This is a genomic window from Croceibacterium soli (assembly GCF_009828065.1).
Taxonomy (GTDB): Bacteria; Pseudomonadota; Alphaproteobacteria; order Sphingomonadales; family Sphingomonadaceae; genus Croceibacterium_B; species Croceibacterium_B soli.
Genome location: NZ_WTYK01000002.1, coordinates 259,992 through 286,888, shown reverse-complemented (window position 1 = coordinate 286,888; position 26,897 = coordinate 259,992). Strand labels below are relative to the sequence as shown.

26 protein-coding genes are annotated in these 26,897 nt (G+C 67.6%); 13 read left to right on the top strand and 13 right to left on the bottom strand.

Annotated elements, in window-relative coordinates:
- Positions 1-22: 22 nt before the first annotated feature.
- Both GRI75_RS04505 and GRI75_RS04500 read left to right on the top strand, forming a co-directional pair.
- Entirely contained in the window at positions 23-1,783 is a 1,761-nt protein-coding gene (locus GRI75_RS04505) for a hypothetical protein (protein WP_160745763.1), read from the top strand.
- A 28-nt stretch (positions 1,784-1,811) separates the two neighbouring features.
- On the top strand, positions 1,812-2,687 hold the full coding sequence (locus tag GRI75_RS04500) for an HNH endonuclease (RefSeq protein WP_202389592.1): 876 nt from the start codon (positions 1,812-1,814) through the stop codon (positions 2,685-2,687).
- Between the two features lie 133 nt (positions 2,688-2,820).
- Here the strand turns inward: GRI75_RS04500 and GRI75_RS04495 are convergent, their stop codons facing one another.
- On the bottom strand, positions 2,821-3,729 hold the full coding sequence (locus tag GRI75_RS04495) for a hypothetical protein (protein WP_160745761.1): 909 nt from the start codon (positions 3,727-3,729) through the stop codon (positions 2,821-2,823).
- 161 nt (positions 3,730-3,890) lie between these two features.
- Positions 3,891-4,916, bottom strand: a complete 1,026-nt coding sequence (locus GRI75_RS04490) for a methyltransferase (RefSeq protein ID WP_160745760.1) — start codon at positions 4,914-4,916, stop codon at positions 3,891-3,893.
- Between the two features lie 132 nt (positions 4,917-5,048).
- Between GRI75_RS04490 and GRI75_RS04485 the strand changes: the two genes are divergently transcribed.
- A complete protein-coding gene (locus tag GRI75_RS04485) occupies positions 5,049-5,957 on the top strand; it encodes a CmcJ/NvfI family oxidoreductase (RefSeq protein WP_160745759.1) in 909 nt (302 codons plus the stop codon).
- A 19-nt stretch (positions 5,958-5,976) separates the two neighbouring features.
- On the opposite strand, the gene GRI75_RS04480 is transcribed toward GRI75_RS04485, so the two are convergent.
- From GRI75_RS04480 to GRI75_RS04460, 5 genes are all read right to left on the bottom strand, one after another.
- Positions 5,977-6,834, bottom strand: a complete 858-nt coding sequence (locus GRI75_RS04480) for a Crp/Fnr family transcriptional regulator (RefSeq protein WP_160745758.1) — start codon at positions 6,832-6,834, stop codon at positions 5,977-5,979.
- A gap of 316 nt (positions 6,835-7,150) precedes the next feature.
- Complete coding sequence (locus GRI75_RS04475; RefSeq protein ID WP_160745757.1) at positions 7,151-7,561, bottom strand: DUF6152 family protein; 411 nt, start codon at positions 7,559-7,561, stop codon at positions 7,151-7,153.
- A 137-nt stretch (positions 7,562-7,698) separates the two neighbouring features.
- Positions 7,699-11,016, bottom strand: coding sequence for a sensor domain-containing protein (locus GRI75_RS04470; protein WP_160745756.1), 3,318 nt, complete (start codon positions 11,014-11,016; stop codon positions 7,699-7,701).
- A 103-nt stretch (positions 11,017-11,119) separates the two neighbouring features.
- Positions 11,120-11,587, bottom strand: a complete 468-nt coding sequence (locus GRI75_RS04465) for a hypothetical protein (protein ID WP_160745755.1) — start codon at positions 11,585-11,587, stop codon at positions 11,120-11,122.
- On the bottom strand, positions 11,587-11,994 hold the full coding sequence (locus tag GRI75_RS04460) for a hypothetical protein (protein ID WP_160745754.1): 408 nt from the start codon (positions 11,992-11,994) through the stop codon (positions 11,587-11,589). The genes GRI75_RS04465 and GRI75_RS04460 overlap by 1 nt, the downstream gene beginning before the upstream one ends.
- Before the next feature lie 113 nt (positions 11,995-12,107).
- Between GRI75_RS04460 and GRI75_RS04455 the strand changes: the two genes are divergently transcribed.
- Complete coding sequence (locus GRI75_RS04455) at positions 12,108-12,914, top strand: outer membrane protein assembly factor BamD (RefSeq protein ID WP_160745753.1); 807 nt, start codon at positions 12,108-12,110, stop codon at positions 12,912-12,914.
- 15 nt (positions 12,915-12,929) lie between these two features.
- Here the strand turns inward: GRI75_RS04455 and GRI75_RS04450 are convergent, their stop codons facing one another.
- A complete protein-coding gene (locus GRI75_RS04450) occupies positions 12,930-13,262 on the bottom strand; it encodes a PilZ domain-containing protein (protein WP_328597925.1) in 333 nt (110 codons plus the stop codon).
- Positions 13,263-13,468: 206 nt separating this feature from the next.
- Here GRI75_RS04450 and recN point away from each other — a divergent pair, with 206 nt between their 5' ends.
- From recN to GRI75_RS04415, 7 genes are all read left to right on the top strand, one after another.
- On the top strand, positions 13,469-15,133 hold the full coding sequence (gene recN, locus GRI75_RS04445) for a DNA repair protein RecN (RefSeq protein WP_160745751.1): 1,665 nt from the start codon (positions 13,469-13,471) through the stop codon (positions 15,131-15,133).
- A 212-nt stretch (positions 15,134-15,345) separates the two neighbouring features.
- Positions 15,346-15,720, top strand: a complete 375-nt coding sequence (locus tag GRI75_RS14810; protein WP_160745750.1) for an endonuclease domain-containing protein — start codon at positions 15,346-15,348, stop codon at positions 15,718-15,720.
- A complete protein-coding gene (locus GRI75_RS04435; RefSeq protein WP_160745749.1) occupies positions 15,717-16,406 on the top strand; it encodes a GNAT family N-acetyltransferase in 690 nt (229 codons plus the stop codon). The genes GRI75_RS14810 and GRI75_RS04435 overlap by 4 nt, the downstream gene beginning before the upstream one ends.
- A gap of 40 nt (positions 16,407-16,446) precedes the next feature.
- Positions 16,447-18,564: an NAD-dependent DNA ligase LigA gene (gene ligA, locus GRI75_RS04430; protein ID WP_160745748.1), complete on the top strand. Its 2,118-nt coding sequence runs from the start codon at positions 16,447-16,449 to the stop codon at positions 18,562-18,564.
- An 84-nt stretch (positions 18,565-18,648) separates the two neighbouring features.
- Positions 18,649-19,161, top strand: coding sequence for a hypothetical protein (locus tag GRI75_RS04425; RefSeq protein WP_160745747.1), 513 nt, complete (start codon positions 18,649-18,651; stop codon positions 19,159-19,161).
- A 208-nt stretch (positions 19,162-19,369) separates the two neighbouring features.
- The gene (locus GRI75_RS04420; RefSeq protein ID WP_160745746.1) at positions 19,370-19,756 is read left to right on the top strand and encodes a hypothetical protein; all 387 of its coding nucleotides are present in this window, start codon (positions 19,370-19,372) and stop codon (positions 19,754-19,756) included.
- Between the two features lie 51 nt (positions 19,757-19,807).
- Positions 19,808-20,893 carry a transporter family protein gene (locus tag GRI75_RS04415; RefSeq protein ID WP_160745745.1) on the top strand — a complete coding sequence of 362 codons (1,086 nt, stop codon included), beginning with the start codon at positions 19,808-19,810 and terminating at the stop codon, positions 20,891-20,893.
- Between the two features lie 89 nt (positions 20,894-20,982).
- On the opposite strand, the gene GRI75_RS04410 is transcribed toward GRI75_RS04415, so the two are convergent.
- On the bottom strand, positions 20,983-21,696 hold the full coding sequence (locus GRI75_RS04410) for an SDR family oxidoreductase (RefSeq protein ID WP_160745744.1): 714 nt from the start codon (positions 21,694-21,696) through the stop codon (positions 20,983-20,985).
- A 76-nt stretch (positions 21,697-21,772) separates the two neighbouring features.
- Here GRI75_RS04410 and GRI75_RS04405 point away from each other — a divergent pair, with 76 nt between their 5' ends.
- The gene (locus tag GRI75_RS04405) at positions 21,773-22,318 is read left to right on the top strand and encodes a hypothetical protein (RefSeq protein ID WP_160745743.1); all 546 of its coding nucleotides are present in this window, start codon (positions 21,773-21,775) and stop codon (positions 22,316-22,318) included.
- Between the two features lie 228 nt (positions 22,319-22,546).
- On the top strand, positions 22,547-23,599 hold the full coding sequence (locus tag GRI75_RS04400) for an AI-2E family transporter (protein WP_160745742.1): 1,053 nt from the start codon (positions 22,547-22,549) through the stop codon (positions 23,597-23,599).
- Here GRI75_RS04400 and GRI75_RS04395 read toward each other — a convergent pair whose 3' ends face one another.
- The 4 genes from GRI75_RS04395 to GRI75_RS04380 all read right to left on the bottom strand — a co-directional run bounded on the left by GRI75_RS04395 (position 23,600) and on the right by GRI75_RS04380 (position 26,864).
- Positions 23,600-24,307: a TIGR02117 family protein gene (locus GRI75_RS04395; protein ID WP_160745741.1), complete on the bottom strand. Its 708-nt coding sequence runs from the start codon at positions 24,305-24,307 to the stop codon at positions 23,600-23,602.
- The gene (locus tag GRI75_RS04390) at positions 24,268-25,179 is read right to left on the bottom strand and encodes a 50S ribosomal protein L11 methyltransferase (protein WP_160745740.1); all 912 of its coding nucleotides are present in this window, start codon (positions 25,177-25,179) and stop codon (positions 24,268-24,270) included. The genes GRI75_RS04395 and GRI75_RS04390 overlap by 40 nt, the downstream gene beginning before the upstream one ends.
- Positions 25,172-26,053, bottom strand: a complete 882-nt coding sequence (bla, locus tag GRI75_RS04385) for a subclass B3 metallo-beta-lactamase (RefSeq protein WP_202389591.1) — start codon at positions 26,051-26,053, stop codon at positions 25,172-25,174. The genes GRI75_RS04390 and bla overlap by 8 nt, the downstream gene beginning before the upstream one ends.
- A gap of 100 nt (positions 26,054-26,153) precedes the next feature.
- Positions 26,154-26,864: an SDR family NAD(P)-dependent oxidoreductase gene (locus GRI75_RS04380; RefSeq protein WP_160745738.1), complete on the bottom strand. Its 711-nt coding sequence runs from the start codon at positions 26,862-26,864 to the stop codon at positions 26,154-26,156.
- Positions 26,865-26,897: the final 33 nt, after the last annotated feature.

The following is a 26,897-nucleotide window of genomic DNA, read 5'->3' as shown; positions in this document are numbered from 1 at the left end:
CACTGAGCGCAATGATAACTGAATGGAAAACACCTGGCCCGACTTTCGGAAAATGGTTCGCCGGCCCTATGCGAAGCGTGTTTGGGTTCCGGTAGCATTGTCGAAACTCACCAAGTCCGGCGAATATCCCCATGTGAGTTACCGAGCTGAGTTTGAAGGGGCGCACAGTTTAGTCGTTCCGGTTGATAAACGTAAACTCGGAGAGGCGTATAGCTGGTCGGATAACCACGAGCACAGACCTTGGGCGTCAAAGGGCTACTACAAGCCTGCAGAAGCCTATTGGCGAGATGACGAAGGTGACCTTGTTGGTATTCGGTTGGCCTTACGGCAGACTTTTCCCGACAGGGCTAACAGATGGCATCTCAATCAAGACTTCATCATCGCACTTGGTCTTGCGTTCGAAGGTGGAGTGTGGATTCGACCAGCCGAAGGCTATGACGAAGTTGCTAGGCTCGTGCTGGACGAAAATGGCGACGCGTGCGGGATAGAGATCAAGGCGGAATACCTACGAGACTATCTTTGTGCGCGTGAGAGCGCTCTGAGATTGTCTACGTTTCACGATCTTGACTTAATCGTGCGCAGCGATGACGCTCCAGAGGAATTCGAGGAGCAGCCAGAAGAGGAGTTTGAAGGCGGGCGGCTCGAATATCGTTCTATGAGGCTCGACGCCTCCGGCAATCCAGCGGGTTCAAATGTTGCTGTCTTTCGAGCTTCTCGGAACGATGTTGATCCCGAAGATGACGTTCCTGAAATGGGACCAGAGACTCCTACCAATGTCGACACGGCCTCTTGGTCTTTCAGAAGGCCCGACGGTGATAGGCTGCGTTTGATGGGGGATTTTTGGCGTGATGAGTGGCGGGAGCCGGCTCAAGTAAGTCCGAGGGTACGAGGCGATGAGGTCCCCTCGCAGGTCACATTCATTGTAAGTGCCGACGGGCAAAGAATGAATGCGGATGAACTGAACGATGAAGACATTGGTAGGTGGCTCTGGTTTAAGCCAGATATAATAGCAAGTATCGCTGCACGGCGAGGTGCGCAGTTTTCCTGGTATTCAAAGGATACTGGCGGTGTATCTACTCCCTCAGACCCTTCTGTCCATTTCGGGTTGAACGAAATTGGGCTGGTCACTGTTTACGCTCGTGACGTTGCTCGGCTGCCTGAGTGGGAACGTCGGCTTTGGGCTGGCTTCAATGTCACTCCAGATGGCAAAGTCAGCGGCGAACTCTTGCTTTCTCAGGTTCGCGCAGAGCCTGCGACGACTCAGGCGCCGGAAACGTTCTTACCGATAGTTTTGGCTCGGTTGAATGAGGCATGGTTTGCTAGATTCGGATGCTTCATATTTCGAAATCACGAGAACTTTGAAGAGATCGTCAGCAAGTGTCACCGATTTAGAGCGTTGGATCGTTCCGGGCTTTACGCACTCGCTAAGGATATATCCAGAATTACGGCTGATATAATTGATGTGAAAGCGGCACAGCAGATTGCTAAGCCGCCGAAGGGCAAAAGCTGGGGTAGCCTGAAGTCATTTGAAAACGCTATCGCCGCTCAAGCAAACTCGAAGTTGGCGCGCACTTTTACCGGACCACTCTTCGCCACCTACGAATTGCGCTTGTCTGACGCCCACCTTCCGAAAAGAGACATGGCTAGCGCTTTTCAATCACTAGGTATCGAGGAGAAAGACCCTACTCTCTTAGCTGGCTACAAGATGATTCACATGGTCGTTTCGTCTATTGACGCATGTAGCCGGGTTGTAGCCGGTCGTATCGATCATTTGATCGATTAGGAGGAATAGCGTGGGCCACTGCGTCTTCATGCACAAAGCCGATTCAATCTACGACGACATCCCGGCTGAGCGCTACCAATTCCCCTCGCAATACCTCAGCCGGGCCGAGCCATGCATCGGCGACTGGATCGTCTATCTCGAGCCGCGCAAGGTCAGGAACTCGCGCGGCTACTTTGCTGTCGCCAAGGTCGAGAAGATCATCCCCGACCCCACCACGCCCAACATGTTCCTCGCGCTGGTCGACCCTGGGACTTACCTCGATTTCATCCGGTCAGTTCCGTTCAGCGGGCCCGAGGGGCCAATCGAGCGCGGGGTACTCAACGATGCGGGGGTGATATCGGGGAGGGCGCAGGCGGCGGTTCGTCCGCTCTCGTCGGCGGATTTCGCGCGGGTCGTGAATGCCGGCTTGCCGGACAACGATACCGTACTCCCGAGGGTGGACGAGGCTGACGATCCCCGGATGCTGCAGGAGCTTCGCGCTCCTTACCATGTCGAGCGGCCGATCATCGAGCGGCTTGTCGCCAAGCCCGAGCGCAAGGCGTTCTTCCGGCGTGCGGTCCTGCAAGCCTATGACGAGCGCTGCGCTGTGACGGGTTGGAAGCTCATCAATGGCGGCGGGCGCGCGGAGGCGGAGGCGGCGCATATCAAGCCGGTCGAGCATGGCGGGCCCGACAGCATTCAGAACGGGATTGCCCTGTCGGGCACGGCGCACTGGATGTTCGACCGGGGGCTTATCGGCTTTTCGGACGATCTCGACATACTGATTTCGCGGCAGGTGAATGACCGTTCCGGCGTGGAGGCCATCATCAACAAGTCCGGGAAGGCCCTCGCGCCTGAGCGGCTGGCGCTGCGGCCGCATCCGGTGTTCCTGGAGTGGCATCGCGAGAACTGCTTCAAGCACTGATCTCTTGTTTGTGCCTCAGGCGCTGACTGAGCCATTCCGGGCCATGAGCGTTGCAGGCCCACCCCCAGCCCCTCCCGCAAGCGGGAGGGGAGAATGTCTACTCTCGGCCCCTCCCACAAGCGGGAGGGGAGGCTTACCAGCGGTCGTCCTTCAGCTGCCGGATGTGCGGGCCGGAGTTCGCGCTTCTGTCTGGCTCGCCCTCTGGCTTCTCCTCCGCCTCAGCCTTCCGCTCTTCCTCCGCAGCCTCCTCCCACTCCGCCAGTTCCTCCTCGGTCGGGGTCGGGTGAGCCTTTTCGTAGCTGGGCCACTCCGCGCGCAACTGTTCGATGCAGGCGGGGAGGAGTTCGGCGGCGCGCTGGGCGTAGGGTTCGTAGGGGGTGCCGGGGAGCCAGCCGGCTTCTTCGTCGGCGCGGCTCTGGGCGGAGGAGGCGAGGTGGAGTTCGTAGGCGCGGGGGCTGGTGCGGGCCTGGACGCGGCGTTTGAGGGCGGCGACTTTGCGCTCTATGCTGGCGCGGATCTCGGCGGGGGAGACGCTTTCGGCCTCGCGCTCGGCCTCCCACTCCTTGCGCCATTGCTTCTTCAGCCTGTCCATTTTCGTCCGGTCCATGGCGCTCAGGCCGCGCGCGGGGCCGGCGCCGGCGAAACGCTCCGGCGCGCGGTTGCGGAGCATGAACATCAGCAGGCCATCGTTGTACTTCATCCGCGTGCCGATGAGCTTGCCGTAGGAATAGACCGGCTCCTCCGTGCCGTTGATCGCGCGGTCCATCGCCAGGTCCTCGATCCGCTGGACGCCGTGGGCGAGGGCGGCGGCCCAGGCGGCGGCGAACTCCGCGCCCTGCGGGTGGCGGCGGAGCTGGTAGGCGCCGACCTCGCTGCGGCCGACCGCGCGGGCGGCGGACTTGACGCTGCCGGTGTCGGCCAGCGCCTCGATGAAGGCGCGCTGGATTTCCGGGCTCCAGCCGTTGGAGCGGTCCTTCAGGCGGGGGACGGGGGTGAACTGGGTGAGGGCGGTCGTGGGGGTGGGGCGTGGTTCCTCGGGCATGGCTCTGGTCCGTGCTGTTGGTTAGAGTGATTCGGGCCTTTGAACCAGATTGGTGTGAATAGGAAAGTGAAAAGTTCTTCCCCTCTGGGGGAGGATCCAAGGGTCTATAGGCCCCCTCCGTCAGCCCTGCGGGCTGCCACCTCCCCCAGAGGGGGAGGATCTTAGGGTTTTCTGGCGCTTACGAGGCTGTAGTAGCCGCCGCCGGTGCGTTGGGACTGGACGTCCACGAAGCCGGCGCTTTCCAGGATGTCGCGGAATTCGGCCAGGCTGTATTGCTTGCCGAGCGTGCCGATCAGCATGAGCAGGCTGAAGGCGGCGGCGGGGTAGGGGCCGGTGTAGTCGTCGTCCATGAGGATCTCGTGGAGGAAGATGCGGCCGCCGGAGGGGAGGGCGGCGAAGCTGCGGCGGGCGAGGTCGCGGTTGGTGTCCTCGGCCCAGTCGTGGAAGACGTTGCAGAACAAGTGGCCGTCGGGGCCTTGGGGCCACTCCTGCTCGAACATGTTGACGCCGGCGGTGGAGACGCGGTCGGCCATGCCCGCCTTGTCGACGTATTTGGCGGCCTCGGCGGCGACTTCGTTGAGGTCCATCAGGATGACGCGCAAAGCCGGGTTGGCGCGGGCGATCTCGATCCCGTAGACGCCTGAGCCGCAGCCGACGTCCATCAGGCATGTCAGCTCGCCGAACACCGGCTGGCGCGCGGCGCCGAGGGCGGGGGCCTGGCTGTGGGCCTGCATGAAGGCGGCGATGTTGGCGGCGACTTCGGGCTGCATCTTGCCCTGCTCCCAGCCGGCGGGGCGGGGGTCGGTGCCCTCGCTCGGGCGCTTGCCGGTGCGGAGGGATTCGCGGAGGCGATCCTGCAGGTGGCTGTTGCGGTCGATCGACTTGAGGAAGTGGCCCCAGAAGCCGGTCGCTTGCGGGTGGAGCCAGGTGCGGGCGAGGTGAGTGGCGCGCCACTTGCCGAGGCGCTTCTCGACGAAGCCTTCGGCGCAGAGGGCGGCGAGGTGCATGGCCAGGGCGCGGGCGTCGACGGAGAGCTGTTGCGCCAGTTCCTCGGTGGTGAGAGCCTGCTCGCTGAGCGCGGCGAAAGTGCCGGCTTCCACGTTGACGTTGAGGATGGGCAAGCGGAACTGGCTGAGCCAGGCGTCCCAGATGGCGGTATCGTCGATCGTCGGCGGCAGTGCGCCCATGGTTCTCTCCCCCTGTGTTTCGAAGGGTGTTAGCGTAGGCTTCGGCCAGGCGGAACCGGCAAGATCGGTTGCGCGGGCCGGGAGCGGTGTGGCAGAACCGTAACGAACGATAGAATCGTCGGGAGAGAGTGAATGGCCAGTGTCGCGGCAGCGGATATCGAGGAAAGCGCGCGGACCACGCGGGCGCTGATCCGTTATGTCGATCCGGGCGACTTCGTGACCCGCCGCTATGTCAGCGCAGGGTGCGAGATCAACACCGGGACGTATTCCGACCACGAAGTGACGATCCGCGACGCGATGCCGATCCGCGATCACTTCGCGCTGGACGTGCACGGGTTCATGATCGCGCGGCAGCCGACGGCGGTGGCGGACTTCCACGACAAGGCGGAAGTCGACCGGGTCTACGAGCGGGAAGTCGAGCGGCACGTCCAGGCGCTGACCGGGGCGGACAAAGTGGTCGCGCGCGGCTGGATGATCCGCACGAGCGCGGACCTGACCGAGATCGCCAAGCAGAAGACGGAGAATTACCAGCACACCGGCGGCATCCAGCCGCCGGCGGGCGAGGCGCACATCGACCTCAACACCCCGACCGCCCGGAAGATGGCCGAGGCGACCTACAGGAAGCATTTTCCGGACGGGCCGGGGTTCAAGCGGTTCCTGGTCAGCTCCTACTGGCGGACGTTCTCGCCGCCGCCGCAGGACGTGCCGCTGGCGCTGTGCGACGGGCGCACGAGCTTCGGCGGGGAGGAGAAGAGCAACACGCTGTTCGTGGTCGACGAGTTCCCGGAAGGCGAAGCGCTGACTGCGCCCGTCGCGGGCGAGGAGACGATGATGGCGGCGACGATCCCGAGCTATCACCCTTCGCACCGCTGGTGGTATTTCTCGCACATGGAGCGCGACGACGCGCTGCTGTTCAAGTTCCACGACAGCGACCATTCGCGCACCTGGCGCTGCCCGCACACGGCGTTCATCGACAGCAGCTTCGCCGACGCCCACACGCGCGAAAGCATCGAGGTGCGCTCGGTCGCATTCTGGGAGTGAGGCCGCAGCCTTTGCGTGGCTAGGAAGCCATCGCCCGGGGCTTGTGGGGCGCGCCGCGGCCGAGCGCCTGCCGGGCCGAGCCCCAGGCGCTTTCGAACAAGCCGCGGCCGGTCGGCAGGACGAGATCGCCGACCCGATCGGCGACCGCCGGATCGGCCCTTTGCGTGCGCACGAGGTGCAGGTACCCCGGCTCGAACTGGGCGATTTCGCTCAGGCGCTCAAAGTCGACGATCGTCAGGATGCGCGACTTGAGCTCCACCAGGCCCTCGGTGCGCAAGTCCTTGAGCACGCGGTTGAGGTGGACCGAGGTCATCCCGGTGGCGTCGGACAGCTCTTCCTGAGTCATCGGGAAGGGCACGCTGTTGTTCTCGCCCAGGCCGACGACGCGGTAGCGGACCAGCAGCTCGCACAGGATATGCGCCAGGCGGCTCTTGGCGTCGCGGGCCCCGTGGCTGACGACCCATTCGCGGAGGATCGCCGCATCGGCCATCGTGCTCCACCAGAGAGCCCGCGTAAGGTTGCAGGATTCGGTCAGGAGGCGCTTGATCTCGCTCGCCGGGATCAGGGCGCAAGTCGTGTCGGTGAGCGCGACGACGTCGTGGTCCATCGCCTCGAGGATGAAGACTTCGATGTCGCACAGATCGCCGGGGACGAGGAAGGCGATCAGCTGGCGGTGGCCGTCGTGCGTGACTTTGGACCGCGTCGCCAGCCCGGCCATGACCAGGTGGATCTCTTCGGTGTTTTCGCCGGCGCTGATGATGTTTTCCCCGCGGGCATAGCTCCGGCTGCCGTGCCGGATCAGCTCGTCGATGCGCGCCCGCTCGACCGGGTCGAAGCGCGTGAACTGTTCCAGCTTCATCGCCAGAGGGTTGTACACGGGAGGGGGGACTCCGTTTGAAATGCGTGCATTAACCCAACGCTGCAGGGGCCAATCCGATCCGAGAGGGAGCCAATCGCGGGTGTCTCGATCCACCCCTGCGAGGGGAGGTGGCAACTGCAGGGCTGACGGAGGGGTGTCGCCTCATCGGCTGATGGTCACACCCCTCCACCACCGCCTGTGGCGGCGGTCCCCCTCCCCTTGCAGGGGAGGATCCGGACGGCGTGCTTCGGGCGCACAAAAAGACCCGCGGGCCGGGGCCCGCGGGTCGCTTTGTTTCGGTCGCTGCCGCCGGTCGGGCGGCAGCGGGTTTCGTTTAGCGCTTGGCCGCGGCGGCGACGGCTTCGGTCGTCGGGTTGCCGAGCGAGAGTTCGCGGCCGTCGGGGAAGCTGATCTCGGCGGCGCTGGCGCGGGTGTCGCCGTCACGCGAGCGGAAAGCCTGGACGATGATCTTGGTCCCGGCGGGGAGCGAGTTCCTGTTCCAGCCGCGGCGCAGCAGGGCGCTCGGCGCGCCGCCTTCGATGCGCCAGACCTGCTTGCCGGCCTTGATGTGGATCCAGGAGTGCGGGTTGACCCATTCGAACTTCACGACCGTGCCTTCCAGCTTGATCGGCTTGGTGCGGTCGAATTCCGCAGCGAAGGAGTGATGGGCCACGGCGGCGCTGCCGCCCGCGAGCGCCAGAACGGCTGCTCCGAACAGGCCGGCACGCAAGGAAATCTTCGTCATAGTCCTCTCCTAAAAGTTTTCACTGGCACCCGGAGTGTGGAGTGGAGCCGGGCGATGTCGTTCACTTTTAGGGATCGCTGGATGAACGCGCACGGAATGGCCATGCAGGCGGGCGTTCAGGCTTGTATTGGCGTCGCCTAGTCTCTTGTCGCCACGAGCCGCGGCTGGCGAGGCCTGGGCGGGCGCGCGCGGGCGGCATCGGCGAGGCGGGAGATCAGCCCGGGTACGCGGCTGGCGCCCACGGCCGGTGAGAAGACGAACCCCTGGCCGAAGTCGCAGCCGAAATCGAGCAGGCGCTCGGCCTGCGATTCCGCTTCGATCCCTTCGGCGACGACGCTGATGTTGAGGCTCTTGCCAAGGTTGATCACGGCCCGGACGATGGCTTCGTCGCCGGGATCTGCCTCCATGTCGCGCACGAAGCTGCGGTCGATCTTGATGATGTCGACCGGGAATTCCTTGAGGTGGCGCAACGAGGCGTAGCCGGTGCCGAAATCGTCGAGCGCGATCTTCACCCCCTGGGCGCTGAGCAGGGCGAGGGCGCGGTGGACGTATTCGGCGCCGCGGCCGAGGAATACCGTTTCCGTGACTTCGAGCTGGAAGCAGTGGGTCGGGATTTCAGCCCGGCGGAGCTGCTCAAGCACCCGTTCGGCGAAGTTGTCGCGCCGGAATTCGGCGGCGGAGGCGTTGACCGCCACGTGTCGGAACGGCGTTCCGCGATCCAGCCAGCGGCGCATGTCGGCGATCACCCGCTCGATCATCCGGTCGCTGATCGCGGCGGCGACCTCTAGATCCTCGAAAGCCGCCTGCAGGGCGGCGGGCAGGCCGATCCTGCCGTTCGGCATGCGCCAGCGCAGCAGGGCCTCGAAACCCTCCACGGCGCCGCCGACCAGATCGAGCTTCGGCTGATAGTATGGGACCATCTGCTCGTCGCGGATGGCGGTGCGGGCCTGCTGGACCATCGCCGTGCGCCGCCGGAGGTCGTCGCGCATGTGCGGTTCGAACATCATCATCGTCGCGCGGCCCGCCGCCTTGGCGGCGTAGAGCGCCATGTCGGCGTTCTTCAGCACCTCTTCGGTGGTGAGCCCGTGCTCGGGGAACATCGCCGCGCCCGAGCTGACGCGGGAGTCGAGCAGGCGGCCCTGGTGCACGAACGGTTCGCGCATGCGGTCCTGGATCCTGCGGGCGAGCTGGATCAGGTCGATCTCGCTGCGCAGCTCGGGCACGACGATGGCGAATTCGTCGCCCCCGAGGCGCGCGACGGTATCGCTGGCGCGGGCGACTTCGCGCAGGCGGGCGGCGACCATCTTCAGCAGTGCATCGCCGACATCGTGGCCGAGCGTGTCGTTGACTTGCTTGAAGTGATCGAGATCGAGCACCAGGACGCCGACGGCCAGCTGCTTCTCGCGCGCGGTGCCGACCGCCTCGTCGAGCTTCTCCTGGAAGTACGAACGGTTCGCCAGCCGCGTCAGCCCGTCATGGCTGGCGCTCCAGCGGACGCGCTGCTCGGCGGTCTTCTCCTCCGTCACGTCGCGGGCGGTCATGATCACGCGGCGGACCTTCCCGCCGGTCGTGTGGGTCCGCCAGGCATTGATCTCGATCCAGCGCGCCTCGCGGTCGTCGGCCCGGCGAATGCGGAAGGAGTCCTTGAGGCGTTCGGCCGTGCCTTCGCGCACTTGTGCCAGGAGCCGCGTGAACCGCGCCCGGTGCGACGCGTGCACGCAGGCCGTGGCGCGCTCCAGCGTGGCGGAAGCATGGGCTGAGATGCCGAAGATCTCCCGCAAGCGGCCGGACCACTCGCGCTTGCCGAGCGACGCATCGTAATCCCACACTCCGAGGCCGGCGGCCTCGGCGGCCAGCCGGAAGCGTTCCTCGCTTTCGCGCAGCGCGGCTTCGGCCTGGCGGTGCTCGGTGATGTCGAGGTGCGCGCCGATGCTGCGCAGGATATTGCCGTTCCCGTCGCGCTCCAGCATCAGGTTGCTGGCGATCCAGCGCACCTCTCCGTTGTCGGCGCGCATGATCCGGAATTCGCATTGATGGGTGTCCTGGTCCCGGACGTTGCGCACGATCCGGTTCACGATCTCCCGATCGTCCGGATGGACCAGGTGGATCCAGTCCTCCACCTTCAGACGCGTGGGGTGATCCTCGGGCAGGCCCATCTGCTTCAGCACGTTGGGCGAGAAGTGCGCGACGCCGTCCGGCCCCGCTTCGAAATCGGCGAGGCCGGTCGCTTCCTGCACCAGGCGCAGGCGCTGCTCGCTGAGCCTGAGGGCATTTTCGGCTTCGCGGCGTTCGGTAATGTCGTGGTGGGCACCGACGGTGCCGACCAGGCGGCCTTCCGCGTCGCGTTCGATCAGGGTGCGGCTGGAAATCCAGCGGATCTGCCCATTGTCCCGCCGAACGATGCGGAATTCGCAGCTGAAGGAGACCTCACTCACCAGCGCGGCGTCGACTTCCTCGATCATCCGCGCGCGATCGTCCGGATGCACGATCTCGATCCAGGTGGCGAAGTCGATCCGGTTATCCGGCGGGACCGGCATGCCGCACTGTTCGAAGAACTTGTCCGAACAGTGGGACACGCCGTGCGCATCGGTCTCGAAGTCGGCGAGGCCGCTGGCTTCCTGGACAAGGCGAAGGCGCTGTTCGCTGCGGCGGAGGGCGTCGTCCGCGTTCATCCTTTCGGTGATGTCGCGCGAGATGCACAAATGGGCCGGGGTTCCGTCGGGCAGGCGGAAAGGCACCGCGTGCGCCTCCACCTGGGAGCGCCGCCCGCGCAGGCCGACGATCTCGAACCGCCAGACGACTCTCTCGCCGGCGATCACGCGGCTGTGCACGTCGCGGCACTGGTCCAGGTACTCGGGCGGGATCGTGCTGGTGCCGGCGGCCGAAGCGCTCTCCAGGTCCGGCGCCTGCAGCTGATCTAGGCCCTGTGGGTTGATGTAGACGAGACGGCCGTTCGGATCGAAGATCTTCACGCAGTCCGGCATCGCCTCGAGGATTGCCCGCAGGCGGGCCTCGCTGTCGTGCAAGGCGGCTTGGGCCTCGACTTCGGCGGTGACGTCCTCGAACGTCGCGATCATCCTGCCGCTGGGCGCATGTCCCGGATGAACGACGAGAGAGCGGCCGTTGCGCTTGATCTGGCGCTGAGGGTCGGCGACCGACAGGTTGTTCCAGAAGAAGACCTCGAGGTCGTCGATCGTGCGTTCGGGAGGGTAGAAGCCCGCCTCCTTGGCCATGGCCATCAGGTCGCGCGCGTGGAGGCCGGGCTTGATCCGCTCCGCAGGCAAGCCGACGACTTCGGGATAGCGGCTGTTGCAGTAGGCGATGCGCCCTTCGGGATCGAACATGCACAGGGCGTGGCGCATGTTTTCCAAGGCGTCGCTCAGCAGCGCAACCTGGTCTCGCAGGCGCGCGTTTTCCTGTTGCAGATCGGCCTGACCGCCGTCGTGCTGTCCCATGACTCGACTCTATCCTCCGCCAACAAGAGTCATTAGCCGTCGCGGCTCTTGCATCCGCTTAAGGTCGCTCGGGTAGTTTTTGGGGGGAATAGACCGGGCCCGCTCACAAGGGGAAGTACTGCCGCAGTTCCTCGATCGACTGCCGCGCGTTCTTGTGGTGCATGAATATCCCGCCGACTTCCTCCCAGCGGTCGCGGTGGCGGAGCTGGTCGTCGACCAGGACGTCGCCCTCCTTCGCGTGATCGCGCTTATCGCGGGCCATCGTGGTGATGATCCGGGTGCCGGGGAAATACTCGGCCGCCCAGCGCACTTTCTGGTCGGCCGCCCAGTTGCCGCGAGGCAGGCCGGTGAGGATTATCGGGTCGAGATGCCGGACCGCCTCGAACAGCTCCATCGCATCGTCCATCAGCGGCAGGCCGAAGTAGAAGTCCGGCGCCGTGGCCAGCTTCTGCCAGAACTTGCCGAGCCCGTGACGCTTCTCGAACACGCGCGGCGGCAGGCCGAGCACGGCGGTCGCGCCTTTGTCGAAGTCCGCCAGAACGCCGTCGCAATCGAGATAGAGCTGGCGCATCAGAACCGCGCCGGCTCGAGGGCCAGGGCAATCGGCTGCGCCAGCGGCTGCCATGGGCCGGCGGCGAGCGTATCGTTGCTTTCCCTGGCCCGCCGGCCGGGGCCGAGCGACCAGGTGATGTGGTAGGTTCCCCCGCCGGGACGGTCAGTGCTGCCGCCGATCGCCACGACTATCGCTTCCACACCCTTGCCGTCATCGATCCGGCCGACCGCCTCGGCGGGAGCCCGGTCGGGCAGCGGCGTATCGGCGCTGACTTTGGCCGCCAGCGTCACATGATCGGCCACGATATTGCCGTATGCCGGTGGAAAGCGGCCGAGCAGCTCGGAGCGCTGGGCGCGGTCGAGCTTCCAGCCGACGACCGTACCGCCCGGGCGGCGCTGCGCGACGAGTTCTTCCGGCGTGGGCATGGGGCAAAAACGGCGGCGGCCCGGATCGGTTTCCGCACGCCCGGTTGCGCCCGCGGGGCGGCCGGGCGCAACTTCACTTGGCGTTCATTCCCGCGCTGGCTATAGGGCCTGCCATGCTAGCACCGATTGCCCGCGCCAGAGGCGCCGCCGTCCTCTTCCCCCTTGCCGCCGCGCTGGTCCTTTCGGGCTGCTCCGCGCTCGGCGGCAAACAAGGCGGGGACGTCGCCTATGTCGCGCGCGACGTGGAGTCGCTCTACGCCGAGGCCAAGGAACGGCTCGACCGGGGCGACAACAAGGTCGCAGCGGCTTTGTTCGACGAGGTCGAACGGCAGCATCCTTATTCGCCGTGGGCGCGCCGCGCGCAGCTGATGGGCGCCTTCGCCCACTATTCCGGCCGCGATTACGAAAAGGCGATCCAGGGCGCGCAGCGGTTCCTGTCGATCCACCCGGGCAACAAGGATGCGCCGTACGCCTATTACCTGATCGCGATCAGCTATTACGAGCAGATCAGCGACGTGGAGCGGGACCAGCGGATCACCCGCCAGGCGCTCGATGCACTGACCGAGCTGCAGCGCCGCTATCCGCAGACCGAATATGCCGCCGATGCGCGGCTGAAGATCGATCTCGTGAACGATCACCTCGCCGGCAAGGAAATGGAGATCGGCCGCTTCTACGAGCGTTCCGGCCGCTGGCTGGCGGCGCAGATCCGCTTTCAGAACGTGATCGAGAACTACCAGACGACGAGCCACACGCCCGAAGCGCTCTATCGCCTGACCGAGACCAGCCTGGCGCTGGGCATTCTCGACGAAGCGAAGAAGTATGCCGCCGTGCTTGGCGCAAACTACCCGGGCAGCGAGTGGTACGAGCGGGCTTACGAGCTGATCGGCGACAAGGCTCCGCAGCTCGCTTCGGGCGGCTGAACCGAAGCGCCGGGCTCAGGTGCCGTAGCGGCGCGCCTCGCTGGCGGGGGCGCGGCTCGCGGCCAGCAGTTCCCCGAATTCCGCGGGCCGCAGCGCGCGCGCGAACTTGATGCCGACGAAGCCGTCGTGGGCCCAGCGGATGCGCCCGTCGAGCTGCTCTTCGTCGCCCAGGTCGATGGTGACCGGCTGATCGGTGGTGAACGCGCCGCTTTCGGCATTGCTGATCCGGCAGCCTTCGCACGACAGCTCGATCATCAGCCCGCCACGTCGCTTCGAATCCTCGCCATGCAAGGAAATGGCCCGCCGGACGGCGAACCTCTTGTGCGAACGTATGGTCAGAACTGACACGGCGCGCGGACCCCCCTTCGGTCGGCAGTTATCCACAAGTGCCCATAACAATCTTAAGATTCGGTTTCCGACACGGATGGATAGGGCGGCCGGGTCGTCGCGCCGGCTGTGGAAAACCCGCGGGCAATCGAAGTGCTTGAACCGTGCGCAAGGGCAGGCGCGCCGTTGCGTTTGCCGGGGCGGGCCGTAATGCTGCGTCTGCCGCCATGCTGACCCAGCTCGCCATCCGCAACATCGTGCTGATAGAGGCGCTCGACCTCGCCTTTACGCGCGGGCTCGGGGTGCTCACCGGCGAAACCGGGGCGGGCAAGTCGATCCTGCTCGACGCGTTGGGGCTTGTGCTCGGCAACCGGGCAGAGACCGGGCTTGTGCGCGCGGGCGCGGACAAGGCCGGCGTGACGGCAACGTTCGAGTTCGCGGAACTCCCGGCGGCCGTGCGGGACGCCCTGGCCGAAGCGGATGTTGAGATCGAACCCGGCGAGCCGCTGATCCTGCGCCGCACGGTCAAGGCGGACGGTGGCAGCAAGGCGTTCGTCAACGACCAGCCTGTCGGCGCTGCGCTGCTGCGCGAGCTGGCGCCGGCGCTGGTGGAACTGCACGGCCAGCACGACGACCGCGGCCTGGTCAACCCGCGCGGACACCGGGCGCTGCTCGACCGATACGCCGGGGCCGACGCGGGCGGCGTCGAGGCGGCGTGGCGCGGCTGGCGGGAAGCCGAGGCGGAGCTCGCCCAGGCGCGGGCCGAGATCGAGCAGGCCAGGGCGGACCAGGACCTGCTGGTCGCTTATCTTGCCGAGCTGACCGCGCTCCAGCCGGAAGAGGGCGAGGAGGAACAGCTCGCCGGCGCGCGCGCGGACATGCAGAAGGGGGAGAAGCTCTCCGGCGATCTCGATGAGCTGCGGACGCTGTGGGACGGATCGGATTCGGCGCTGGCGAAGCTGCGCGGCGCGGCGCGGCGGCTCGACCGGATCGCGCCGGAGCACGCGCTGCTGGCCGAAGCGCTGGCAGCGCTGGACCGCGCGGTGATCGAGGCGGGCGAGGCCGAGGAGAAGCTGGAGGCGGCCGCCCGGGCGCTGGAGTTCGACCCGGCCGAGCTCGACCGGATCGAGACCCGTCTGTTCGAACTGCGCGCGGTGGCCCGCAAGCATCGCTGCGAAGTGGACGAGCTGCCCGCGAAGATGCGCAAGATGCGCGCGCAGCTCGATGCGATCGAGGCGGGCGACGCCCACATCGGCGAGCTCGAACAGGCTGAACGCGCGGCGCACGAGCTTTACCGCGCAAGGGCCGAGGCGCTCCACGCGGCCCGCGTCGCCGCCGCGCTGCGGCTCGACGCGGCGGTCGCGAACGAGCTCGCCCCGCTCAAGCTCGACAGCGCGCGCTTCCGCACGGCGGTCAGCGAGCTGCCGGAGGAGCGCTGGGGCGCGCACGGCATGGACAGCGTCGAGTTCCTCATCGCCACCAATCCCGGCGCCGACTTCGCCCCGCTGAACAAGATCGCCAGCGGCGGCGAGCTGAGCCGCTTCATCCTCGCGCTCAAGGTCGCACTCGCCGAGCAGGGCGGGGCCGCGACGGTGATCTTCGATGAGATCGACCGCGGCGTCGGCGGCGCCGTGGCGAGCGCGATCGGCGAGCGCCTGTCGCGCCTGGCGCAAGGCGGGCAACTCCTCGCCGTCACCCACTCCCCGCAAGTCGCCGCGCGCGGGCAGACGCATTACGTCATCGCCAAGTCGAGCGAAGGCACGGTGACCCGCACGTCGGTCCACCTGCTCGACGAAGCCGGCCGCCAGGAGGAGATCGCGCGAATGCTATCTGGCGCCGAGATCACCAGCGAAGCGCGGGCACAGGCGGACCGGTTGCTGGAGGGCGTGTGAGCGTGGCGCCAGGCCAGCACCACCCCCCGACCCCCTCCTCTGAAGAGGAGGGGGGGAAGGGGGTGGCGCCAGGGCAGCACCACCCTCAAACTCCTTGTTCTGAAGAGGAGGGGGGGAAGAGAAGCGCGACGCTCAAAGCCCCCTCCTCTTTAGAGGAGGGGGTTGGGGGTGGTGGACCCACGCGCAGAGTTCTCCTCCAACGCGCCCGGGACATGCGCAACAATCCGACGGAGCCGGAGAAGCGGCTTTGGTCGGCGCTGCGGGCGCGGCAGTTCTTCGGGTACAAGTTCCGCCGGCAGGACGTGATCGGTTTTCGCATCGTCGACCTGTTCTGCCCTGCGAGAGGCCTGGCGGTGGAGATCGATGGGGACACCCACGAGCGCGAGCGAGATCTGGCGCGCGACAGGCGCATGCTGCGGGAGTTCGGGTTCCGCGTGGTGCGGTTTACGAACGAGGACGTGATGCGGAATACTGACGGGGTGCTGACGGCGCTGAAGATTGCGCTCGATGCGCAGCCGGAGCGCTGGGGGAGGCGTTGCGAACACCACCCCCCCACCCCCTCCTCTGAAGAGGAGGGGGAGTTGTGAGCGAAGCGCTGGATCGACCGGTTTGGAATTCGCTTACCGGGCTGCAGGCCGGCCTGGCGATTGCGTCCGGCGCGGCGGTGCGGATCGATCCGGGGTTTGGGCCGTTCGCGGCCGCTCGGGATAGGGAGGAGGACGCGCAGACGGCGCTGGCGGCTCTGGTCCGAGCGCCGGGAGACGAGATCTGGCTGGTGGAGGCGGAGGAGTGGCCGGCGCCTTCGGGGCTGACCGTGCTTCGCACCGCTCCGCTGCTGCAGATGGTGTTCGAGGGTGTGCCGGCGGATTGCCCGGAGGACGGCCGCATCGAGCTGCTGGGCGAGAGCGACGCGGCTGCCATGTACGCGCTGGCTCATGCGACCCGGCCGGGGCCGTGGTCGACGACGACGCACCGTTACGGCCCGTTCTATGGGGTCAAGCGGGACGGGCGCTTGCTGGCCATGGCCGGGGAGCGGACGCGCCCGGCGAAGGGCCTGGCCGAAGTCAGCGGTGTCTGCACAGATCCGGCGGCGCGCGGGGAGGGGCTGGCGACTTTGCTGATGCGGCGGGTCATGGCGGATTTCGCCGCGCGCGGCGACCGGCCGTTCCTGCATACTTACGCCGACAACGCGGAGGCGATCGCGCTTTACGAGACGCTCGGCTACCGCGCCCGCCGCGAGATGGTGGTGACCGTGCTGGGGCGGGCCGAGTAGCGGCTGGAAAGCGGGCGGCTTTCCGGCAATAGCGGTTCGGATGAGCGCGAATCCGATCGACATTCCCGAAGCCGAAGCCGCCAACGAGCTGATGCGGCTCGCGCGGGCGATCGCGCGGCACGACCGGCTCTATCATGCCGAGGATGCGCCGGAGGTATCCGACGCGGAGTACGACGCGCTGGTGCGGCGCAATGCAGAGCTGGAGGCGGCGTTCCCGCACCTGGTGCGGCCGGACAGCCCTTCGCAGAAAGTCGGCCACGAGGTCGTCGCATCGCCGCTGTCGAAAGTGACCCATGCGGTGCGCATGATGAGCCTCGACAATGCGTTTGCGGACGAAGAGGTGGCCGAGTTCGCCGCGCGCGTGCGGCGCTACCTCAACATGGCGGAAGACGCGCCGCTGGCGTTCACCGCCGAGGACAAGATCGACGGTCTCTCGTGCAGCTTGCGCTATGAGAACGGCGCGCTGGTGCTGGCGGCGACGCGGGGCGACGGGCAAGTGGGGGAGAACGTCACCGCCAATGTGGCGCATGTCCGGGGCATTCCGCAGCAACTCGACGGGCCTGCGCCCGCGGTGTTCGAGATCCGCGGCGAAGTCTACATGGACAAGCAGGCCTTCGCCGCGCTCAACGCCCGGCTGATGGCCGAGGCGGAGGAGCGTGCGGCAGCGAAGGGGGAGGCATTCGATCCGGCTGCGGTCCGCCAGTTCGCCAACCCGCGCAACGCGGCGGCGGGTTCGCTGCGGCAGAAGGACCCCGCGGTGACCGCCCAGCGCCCGCTGCGCTTCCTGGCGCATGGCTGGGGCGCGGCAAGCGAAGTGCCACAGGAGTCGCAGTTCGGCATGATGCAGCGGATCGCCGAGTGGGGCGTGCCGATCTCCCCCGATCTCGTGCTGTGCCATTCGCTGGAGGAGATGCTGCAGCATTACCGCGGCATCGGCGAGCGGCGCGCGGATCTGCCCTACGACATCGACGGCGTGGTCTACAAAGTCGACAGCCTGGCCCTGCAGCAGCGGCTGGGGTTCGTCGCCAAGGCGCCGCGCTGGGCACTGGCGCACAAGTTTCCGGCCGAGAGGGCCGAGACGGTGCTGGAGAGCATCGACATCCAGGTGGGGCGCACCGGCAAGCTGACGCCGGTCGGGCGGCTGGCGCCGGTGCTGGTCGGCGGGGTGACGGTGACCAATGTCACGCTGCACAACCGCGACGAGATCGAGCGGCTCGGCTTGCGGCCCGGCGACCGCGTGCGCATCCAGCGGGCGGGCGACGTGATCCCGCAAGTGGTCGAGAACCTGACCCGCGAGGAGCTGCGCGAGCCTTTCGCGTTCCCCGATCACTGCCCGGTGTGTGGCAGCGAGGCGGTGGCCGAGGAGGGCGAAGTCGACGTGCGCTGCACCGGCGGGCTGATCTGCCGCGCGCAGCAGTTCGAGCGGCTGCGGCACTTCGCCAGCCGCGCGGCGCTCGACATCGAGGGCTTGGGCGAGAAGACGATCCTCGAGTTCCTGGAGCTCGGCTGGCTCGCCGAAGGGCCGGGCGACATCTTCCGGCTGCATCGGCACCGGACGGATCTGATCGGGCGCGAGGGGTGGCAGGACAAGTCTGTGGACAACCTGTTGGCATCGATCGAGGCCAAGCGGCAGCCCGACGCGGCGCGGCTGCTGTTCGGCCTCGGCATCCGCCACGTCGGCGCGGTGACCGCGCGGGACCTGCTGAAGCGGTTCCATGAGCTTCCTGCGCTGCGGGAGGCTGCTGAAAGGGCGCATGGCGGTGACGTGGAGGCGGTGGCCGAACTGACCAGTGTCGAGGGGGTCGGCCCGGTCGTCGTCGAAGCCTTGGGGGATTTCTTCCACGAGGAGCACAACCGGCGCGTGTGGGATGACCTGCTGTCGGAAGTCTCGCCGCCGCGCTACGAAGTGGAGACGCTCGACAGCCCGGTCAGCGGCAAGACCGTGGTGTTCACCGGCAAGCTGGAGACGATGAGCCGCGACGAGGCCAAGGCGCAGGCGGAACGTCTCGGCGCCAAGGCGGCGGGTACGGTCAGCGCCAAGACAGACCTGCTGGTCGCCGGGCCGGGCGCGGGGAGCAAGCTCAAGAAGGCGGCCGAGCTCGGCATCGAAGTGATCGACGAGGCCGCCTGGGCGGAGATCGTGCGCGCCGCGGGCTAGGGCCGGGGAACTCTCCGGTGCGCGCAGGATTGGACCCGGTGGATGAGAAGGGTCCTTCTTCTTGCGCCGTTCCTAGCGGCAGGGATGGCGGCATGCACCGCGCTGGAGGCTGTTGGCGTGGTCAGCGAAGTGCGGCCGCTCGATACTTTGCCCGCGGGAGTCGAGCTGAGGCAGGTCGAGCAGGACCTGCTCGCCACGGCTCGCGATCGCTTCGGCGAGACGGCCGTGCGCCGTGCGCTGGCCGCGCCGAGCCACGTGATCGTAAAGCGCTTCCCCGGTATGAGCCCGCCGCCACCGCCGAACGCCGGTCCGGACTGGCGCCCGGCGATCCCGGTCGCGCTGCTGGCGAAGGAGGGCGACAGGTGGTTCGCCGCCACCGCCCGGGGCTGGCGCGAGGCGGACGCGGTCGCCACGGCGGTGATCGAGGACACCCTGACCAGCGAAGCCTTCCGCGAAGAGCCCGAGCGGATCGGGGCCTGCCCCGACTATGGCGCCAGCCTGCTGCTGGCAAAGCTGCCGGGCCGCGAGCGCGAGGTCCGCAGCGCGCTGTGCACCAGCCAGACGGACAAGGTGGTCTACGAGGCGTTGAGGGCCTGAGGCTGAGGCGGTGCCCGCCCGTCCTTCGACAGGCTCAGGACGAACGGATCGGGGGAGCGTAGTGGATCGACGAGCCGGCCTGGATGATATCATCGGACAACATCCGTTCGTGGTGAGCTTGTCGAACCACGAGAGGCTCGCCCCACGCCGGTATCCAGGCGCCGCCGCTCTTGCGCGAGCCATTGCGCGCGACTAGCGGCGCACGGGCATGAGGGACATCGCCGGATCCCGCGCGAAGCTCGCCTTCGTCTGGCTGCTGCTGGTGGCGGCGCTGGTCGTGCGTGCGGCGGTGCCGCAGGGGTACATGACCGAGCGGGCCGACGACGGGGCGGTCACCGTCCTGATCTGCCATTCCGATGCGGTGCTGCAGATCCCCGTGCCGGAGAAGGACGTTCCGGCGGATGAGGGCAAGCCGACCCAGGAAGCCTGCGCGTTCGCGGGCTTCTGGGCGGGGGCTGCGGCCGGTTCGCCGGCTCTCGACCTGCCGCTGCCGCAGCCGGTGGCGGAAAGCTTTTCGATCGATCACGGCCCGTTCGCGCTGGCCGCGGCGGCGCGGCAGCGGCCGCCGGCGCGGGGGCCGCCTGTCAGGGTTTGAGCCGTGCCGGACCTTGGTCCGGTCTTTTCACGATCTGACAGGACGCTATCTATGAAACATCTGCTTTGCGGCAGCGCGCTGGCGCTGGCCGCGCTTTGCCCGGTATCTCCAGCTTTCGCGCAGGAGAGCGCCGACCTCGACCAAATCACCGTCCAGGCCCCTTTGCTCCATCCGTCCGCCGGATTGATGAACGAGCACATGCATGACGGCGGCGAGTTCATGATCGGCCTGCGGCTGGAGCGCAGCCGCTCCGCCGGGATCAACGAGGCCGGGACGGACGACATCTCCGACGCCGCCATTCTCGCCGCCGGGTACACCGTGCGGGTCAAGTCCATGGAGATGGACATGGCGATGCTCGACCTGATGTTCGCCCCGAACGACACGATCACGCTGATGGTGATGCCACACTACATGTGGCACCGGATGGAGATGGTCGGCATCGACCCAGCCGGAGGCGGCGGGCACGGCGGCCACGCCGGGCACGGGCCGGGCATGGCGATGGGCTTCGGCGAAGTGCATGCGCATTCCACCGAAGGGTTCGGGGATACGTTAGTATCCGCCTCTTATCGCCTGGCCCGCAGCGACCGCTTCGGCGCTCATGCGACGCTCGGGGTGTGGGCTCCGACAGGGCGGGTCGACCGGACCAATGCCGACGGCACGTTCGTCCACTACGGCATGCAGTCCGGCAGCGGCACCTGGGATGTCGAGCCTTTGCTGACGGTCCACGGCCGCGAGGGGCCGATGGGCTGGGGGGCGCAGGCGTCCTACCGCTGGCGGACGGAGAAGGCGAACGAGTCCGGCTTCCGCTTCGGCGACGTGGCGAGTGCGACCGGGTGGGTCAGCTACCTGCTCGGCAGCAGCGTCGGCGCGACGGGGCGCATCGAGTACCGCCGCGAAGGCGCGATCGAGGGCCACTACGACGGCCCGCACCACCACGACTCCCCGCCGGACCGCCAGGAAAACTACGGCGGCGACGTGGTGAGGGCCGGGCTGGGCCTCAACTGGCTGCTGCCGATCGCGGCGACCAGCCGGCCGCAACTCGGGATGGAGTTCGCCGTCCCGCTCTACCAGGACCTGAACGGCATTCAGGCGCCGGAGAAGTGGACCCTCTCCGTCGGGCTCAGCCAGGCGTTCTGAGCTTTCGTCGTCCCGGCGAACGCCGGGACCGCTGGCCGCCTGGTCGGACCAGAATGCCAGCGGTCCCGGATCAAGTCCGGGACGACGAATCAGCAGACCTTCTGGTGCAGCGGCTCGATCCGCAGGGTGACGACATCGACACCCGGCGGACGAGTCGCTGCGAAGAGGATCGCTTCGGCCACTTCGGCAGCGGGAAGCATCTCCTGCGCCTTGGCGAACGCCTGCAGTTCCTCGTCCGGGTAAGGCTGCAGGTGGGTGGCGATGGCGCCCGGCTCGATCAGGGTTACGCGGATGCCTTCGCTCATCATCTCCTTGCGCAAGGTCTCGGCGAACAGGGCCACGCCGCCTTTCGAGGCGTTGTAGACGCTTTCGCCGATCGCCTTGATGTGGACGCTGATCGATCCGACCAGGATGACCTGGCCGTCGCCGCGGCCGCCGGCGCGAATGCGTTCGATGGCCCGTTTCGTGCAGCCGACATAGCTGACGAGATTGGCGTCGATCACCTGGCGCCAGCCGGCGTCGTCGATGTCCATCAGCGAGTCCGCGGGAAGGCCCACGCAGGCGACGAGGATGTCGAGCCCGCCGAGCTCGGCATCGGCGAAGGCGAACAGGCGGTCGACCTGTTCCTGCCGGCCGAGATCGCCGGCGAACGTCGCCGTGCCTTCCGCGTGATCCGTCGCGCTTGGAATGTCGGCGGAGACGACGCGCGCGCCGGCATCCAGCATGCGGCGGGCCACCTCGCGGCCGACGCCCCCGGCGCCGCCGGTCACCACGACGCGCCTGTCCTTCAGTCTGCTTTCCATGTTGTCCTGCCTTTCGCGAGCCCCAACACCGGAAACCGCCATTCGGTTGCCGGGTTGTTGCCGAGAAGGGAGCGAAATGCCGCGCCAGCTGAAGGTCTTTCGCACGTCCACCGGGTTCCATGACGCCTATGTCGCGGCGCCGAGTCAGAAGGCCGCGCTGGAGGCCTGGGGCGCGGATGCCAACCTGTTCGCGCGCGGGGTGGCGGAGCAAGTGACCGATCCGGCGCTGACGGCCGAGGCGCTCAAGCGACCCGGCGAGGTGATCCGCGTCTCGCGCGGGGACCTGGCGGCGCAGCTCAAGGCGCTCGGCGGGAAGAAGGCGCCGGCGAAGAAGGCGAGAGTCCCCGAGCCGGAGCCGGAGAGCGAACCCAAGCCGGCCAAGCCGAAGAAACGGAAGCCCGCGCCGAGCCGCACGCGCCTCGACAAGGCGGAGGCGGCGCTGGAGCAGGCGGAGGAGAAGCATGCCCGCGAACGCGCGGCGCTGGAGCGGGAACGCGAGGCGATCGAGCGCAAGATCGCCGAGTTGCAGGAACGGTCGGAGCAGGAGAAGGAGCGGCTCCGCGCGGCGCGCGACAAGGCGGCGGAGAGCTACCGCGAAGCGCTCGACAAGTGGAGCGGATGAGCCTCGTTGGGCGCTGCGATATCACGCTGCGATGGCATTGGACGCGCTGCGCGCTGAGTGAACGGACTTGCTGCTGGAATTGATATCGGTTTACGATATCATCCGCGCGCTTGCAACCTCCGCCGCTGGTAGTGTCCCGCTCCGGAGGCGCGGTGGGAACGCTGCGGCCATCGGGAGGGTTTCCCGGCAATGGATCAGGGAGAACCAGCGCCCGGCCAAGCCGGACAGGTGCGAAGCTGGCGCGCCATCATGATCGGGGTGATCGCCTTCGCCGCCGCGTTCTGGCTGCTGCGCGAGACCCGGTCGATCACGATGCCGCTGGTGACGGCGCTGCTGCTGGCGCTCGCCGTCTGGCCGATGGTCGGCGCGATCAGCCGCAACATGCCCCGCAGCCTCAAGTGGCTCGGGCCGCTCGCCGGCCTGCTGGTGGTCTTGCTGCTGCTGCTCGCGTTCATGGTCGCGCTCGGCGTTGCCGCGAACCAGGTCTATGGGCTGGTGGGCGACATGGGGCCGCGGCTCTCAGGCTGGCTGGCGGGCTTTGGATTGAGCTCGCCCGAAGGCGGAGAGCAAGGCGGGATCGCCTCGATCGCGTTCGGCAGCGGGTCGGCGATGTCCACCGCGATGACGGCCCTTGGCCTGACCGCCAGAACGCTCGGCGGGATCGTGCTGATCCTGTTCCTGATGCTGCTGATGCTGACCGAAGTGGAAAGTTGGCACCGCAAGTTCATCGCCGTCTCCGCCGACAGCAGCGACCGCACCATGCGGGAAACGGGCCGCTCTGTCGGCCAGAAGTTCCGCACATACTTCAACACCCGCGTGCTGCTGGGGGCGATCACCGCCGCGCTCTATGTCGGGTGGCTGGCGTTGTTCGGGGTCGATTACCTGCTGCTGTGGGGGCTGCTGGCGGTGCTGCTCAACTTCATCCCGACCGTCGGCTCGATCGTGGCCGGGCTGCTGCCGGTGGCTTATGCTTTCGTGAGCAAGGACCCGGGCACGGCGGCGATGATCGCCGCGGGCCTGTTGGTGATCGAGCAGATCATGGGCAACCTGATCGATCCGCTCATACTGGGCCGCAGGATCGCCGTATCGCCGCTGGTGGTGCTGGTCTCGCTTGGCTTTTGGACCATTCTTTGGGGGATACCGGGGGCGATCCTGGCGGTGCCGCTGACGGTGCTGGTGATCCTTGCCATGGCCCACTTCGACGCGCTCAAGCCGGCGGCATTGCTGCTGACCGACAGGTCCAGCTTCGAAGAGCTGGAAGAGTTCCGCCGGTCGAGCTGATCAGCTTCCTGCGCCGGCAAGCGGCGGCACCCACTTCATCACGCCGCCGGCGAAGGGCGTCCACCAGCCGGTGCGAATGCCCGCGGCGGCGAGCGTGTCGCTGGTCCACTGGTTGCAGGTCTTCGTCATCGTGTAGCGGCCGGGCGCTTCGTAGAACACGTCGTAGTCGTAGTAGCCCGGGTAACCGACGCGGCGGCCTTGCGGCAGGGAGCGGTCGATCTCCGCCACGAGGCGGCGGTACTGATCGCGAGTGATGCGCAAGGGGCGGATGTCCGGGGCCGGGGCAGGGCGGACGTAATGGGCGACATGCAGGATGCCATCGCCGCCGATGCCGATGATGCGCAGCACGGTGGCGGGCGAAAGGTCCCACCAGGTGGGGGTTTCGAGGAAGACCTCGCGCTCGCCCCAGCTTATCGAGACGTGGGTGTAGGGCTGCGTTGGCGCGGCGACATCGCTCGCGGGGAGCAGCGGGCGCCAGTCGCGTTCCGGCGTGACGAGCGGGAGGACCAGGGCGGTGTGGACGCCGTTGGTCTCGACCATGATCTCGATGCCGTGGTCAGGCTCGCGCCAGTCGGCGTTGCGCGGAATGGCGCTGCCGATCCAGCCGATCAGGGCATAAGCCGCGAAAAGCCCGGCGAGGGCGATCAGCGCCCACCGCAGCGGGCGGATCAGCCGACGAAGCGGCGGCGCAGCCACAGGATCGACCATTCGCCGTTGACCATCCGGCCGGCCAGCGCGAACCCCTGCGCGCGGTAAGCGGCGCGCACGGCGCGTTCCTGCTTTGTCAGCAGCCCGGCGAGCACGAGATGGCCGCGCGGCGGCACGGAGGCGGCGAAATCGGGCGCCAGCTCGATCAGCGGCCCGGCGAGGATGTTGGCGATCAGCAGGTCGTAAGGCCCGCACTCGCGCAGCAGCCGGTCGTCCATTCCGGGAGCGATGGCGATGACCATCTCGCCCGGCCGGGCGCCGATCCGCACGCCGTTCAACTCGGCATTCTCGGCCACGACGGGGCCGCAGACCGGGTCGATGTCGGTCGCCACGGCATGGGCGCGGGGCCAGAGGTCGAGCGCGGCGATGGCGAGCAGGCCGCTGCCGGTGCCGATGTCGGCGATCGTGCGCGCGGTCACGCCGCGCCGCTTCATCGTGGTCAGCATGGCGAGGCACCCGGCGGTGGTCGCGTGCTGGCCGGTGCCGAAGGCCTGGCTGGCGGGAATGACCAGGTTGGTGATCCCGGGCTCGTCGACCGGCGGAAAGTCCGGCGTGTGGACATGGAAGCGGCCTGCGCGGATCGGCTGCGTGCCGCGCTGGCTTTCCGTCACCCAGTCGGTTTCTGGGATCTTCTCGGCAGCCGGCTCGACACCGCCGCCGGCGAACAGCGCGGCGACGGCCTGGCGGTCGGCCTTGCGCGGGCGGCGCGGCAGCCACGCCTCGAGCATCCACTCGTCGGGCTGCCCCGCCGCGATCTCGCTGCCCGAGACGACGATCTCCGGGTCCCAGTCCTCGATGATATCATGGGCCAGCAACGCGGCTTGGACCACGTCCTTCGGTGCGTGGACGACGAGCTTCCAGGAATCAGCCATTGGTCTCTTTCGCCAGTCTCTGGTCGAGCCGCTTGCCGATCGCGGCGGCGTAGTTCGCGCAGGCTGCGGAGTTCGTGAGATCGCCGCCGAGGATCCGGTCGCGCATGCCGCTGGCGGAAGGGTGCGGGGTGAGGAGCAGCGTGCAGTCGAGGCCGGCGAACCGCTTGAGCGAGGCGCGGTAGGCGGCCAGCCGAGCGGGATGGTTGGAGAAGCGGTAGCTGTCGGCGCTGACCGGGCTCAGGCTGTCGCCATAGACCACGGTCTCGCACTGACCGGCTTCGTCGCAGGAGCGCCACTGCCAGCTGAGCGCGCCAGTCGTGTGCCCGGGCGTGGCAATGGCGGTCAGCGCCAGATCGCCGACACGGACGACCTCGCCGTCCTTGACGGTGCCGTCGACGCGAATGGGCGCGAACGGATCGAGCGCGCCCTTCTGCGGGTCATCGTCGGCCGACTGGCCGCTGGCGAGGACCGGCGCCGCCGCCTGTGAGGCGAGCAAGCGTGCGCCGGTGCGCCGCTGGAGCTCCGCCAGGCCGCCGACGTGGTCGAAGTGCTCGTGGCTGTGGAGCAGGAGCTTCACGTCCGTAAGGGCGAAGCCGAGCGCCTCGATATTCGCGGCGATCGGGGCTGCGCCTTTGCCGGTGCCGCCGTCGATCAGCACGTGGCCTTCGTCGCTGGTCACGAGGATCGCGGCGATGCCGCAAGTGCCGACGTACCAGGTGTTGCCGTGGACCTGGAACGGCGGGCCGGGCTCGTCCCAGCCGGAGTCGTCGGCGCATTGTGCGGCCCACTGGGCGGGCGTGACCCCGGCGGCGGATTGTTCCGGCGGGAGTGCCTGGGTGGCGGTGCAGGCGGATAGCACGGCGAGTGCCGCCACCACCCCCAAACCCCCTCCTCTGAAGAGGAGGGGGCTTCCACCCGGTGCAACGCACTCCCCCTCCTCTTTAGAGGAGGGGGCCAGGGGGTGGTGGCGGCATTCACCGGACATAGCTTGCTCCATTGGCGTCGAGGGTCGCGCCGGTCAGGCTCGGCGGAGCGTCGAGGGCGCAGAAGGTGGCGAGAGTGGCGATTTCCTCCGGCGTGGCCACGCGGCCGAGCGGGATGTCGGCGAGCAGGCCGGGGCCGCCGCGGCTGGCGAGGTAGTCGTCGGCCATGGCGGTGTCGGTGAAGCCGGGGGCGACCGCGAAACTGAGGATCCCGCTCGCGGCATAGGCGCGGGCGATGGTCTTGTGCAGCGCGAGCATGCCGGCCTTCGCAGCGGCGTAGTGCCAGTGATCGGGCGAATCGCCGCGGTGGCCGGCGCGGCTGGCGATGTGCACGATGCGGCCCTCGCGCCCGCTCTCCAGCCAGTGCCGAACGGCGAAGCGGCTGAGCTGGGCGGCGGCGGTTAGGTTGATCCGCAGCGTGTCCTCCCAGGCGTCGAGCCAGCCGATGTCCGACGACTCAAGCGGATTGGCGACGAACATCCCGGCGTTGTTGACCAGCACGTCGATCTGCCCGCCGCTGCGCTCGAGAGCCTCCTGCCAGAGGATCTGCGGGGCGGGCGGGTCGGTGAAGTCGGCGACAATCGTGTCATCGTCCCAAGCGTATGTGGCGTGCCCCAGGGCGCGGGCGCCGCGATGGCGCAGCATGTCGATGGTGGCGCGGCCGATCCCGCGGCTGGACCCAGTGACGAGGATGGTCGGCATCTGGCGGTTCCTAGTGCGGGCCGTTGCCGCGTC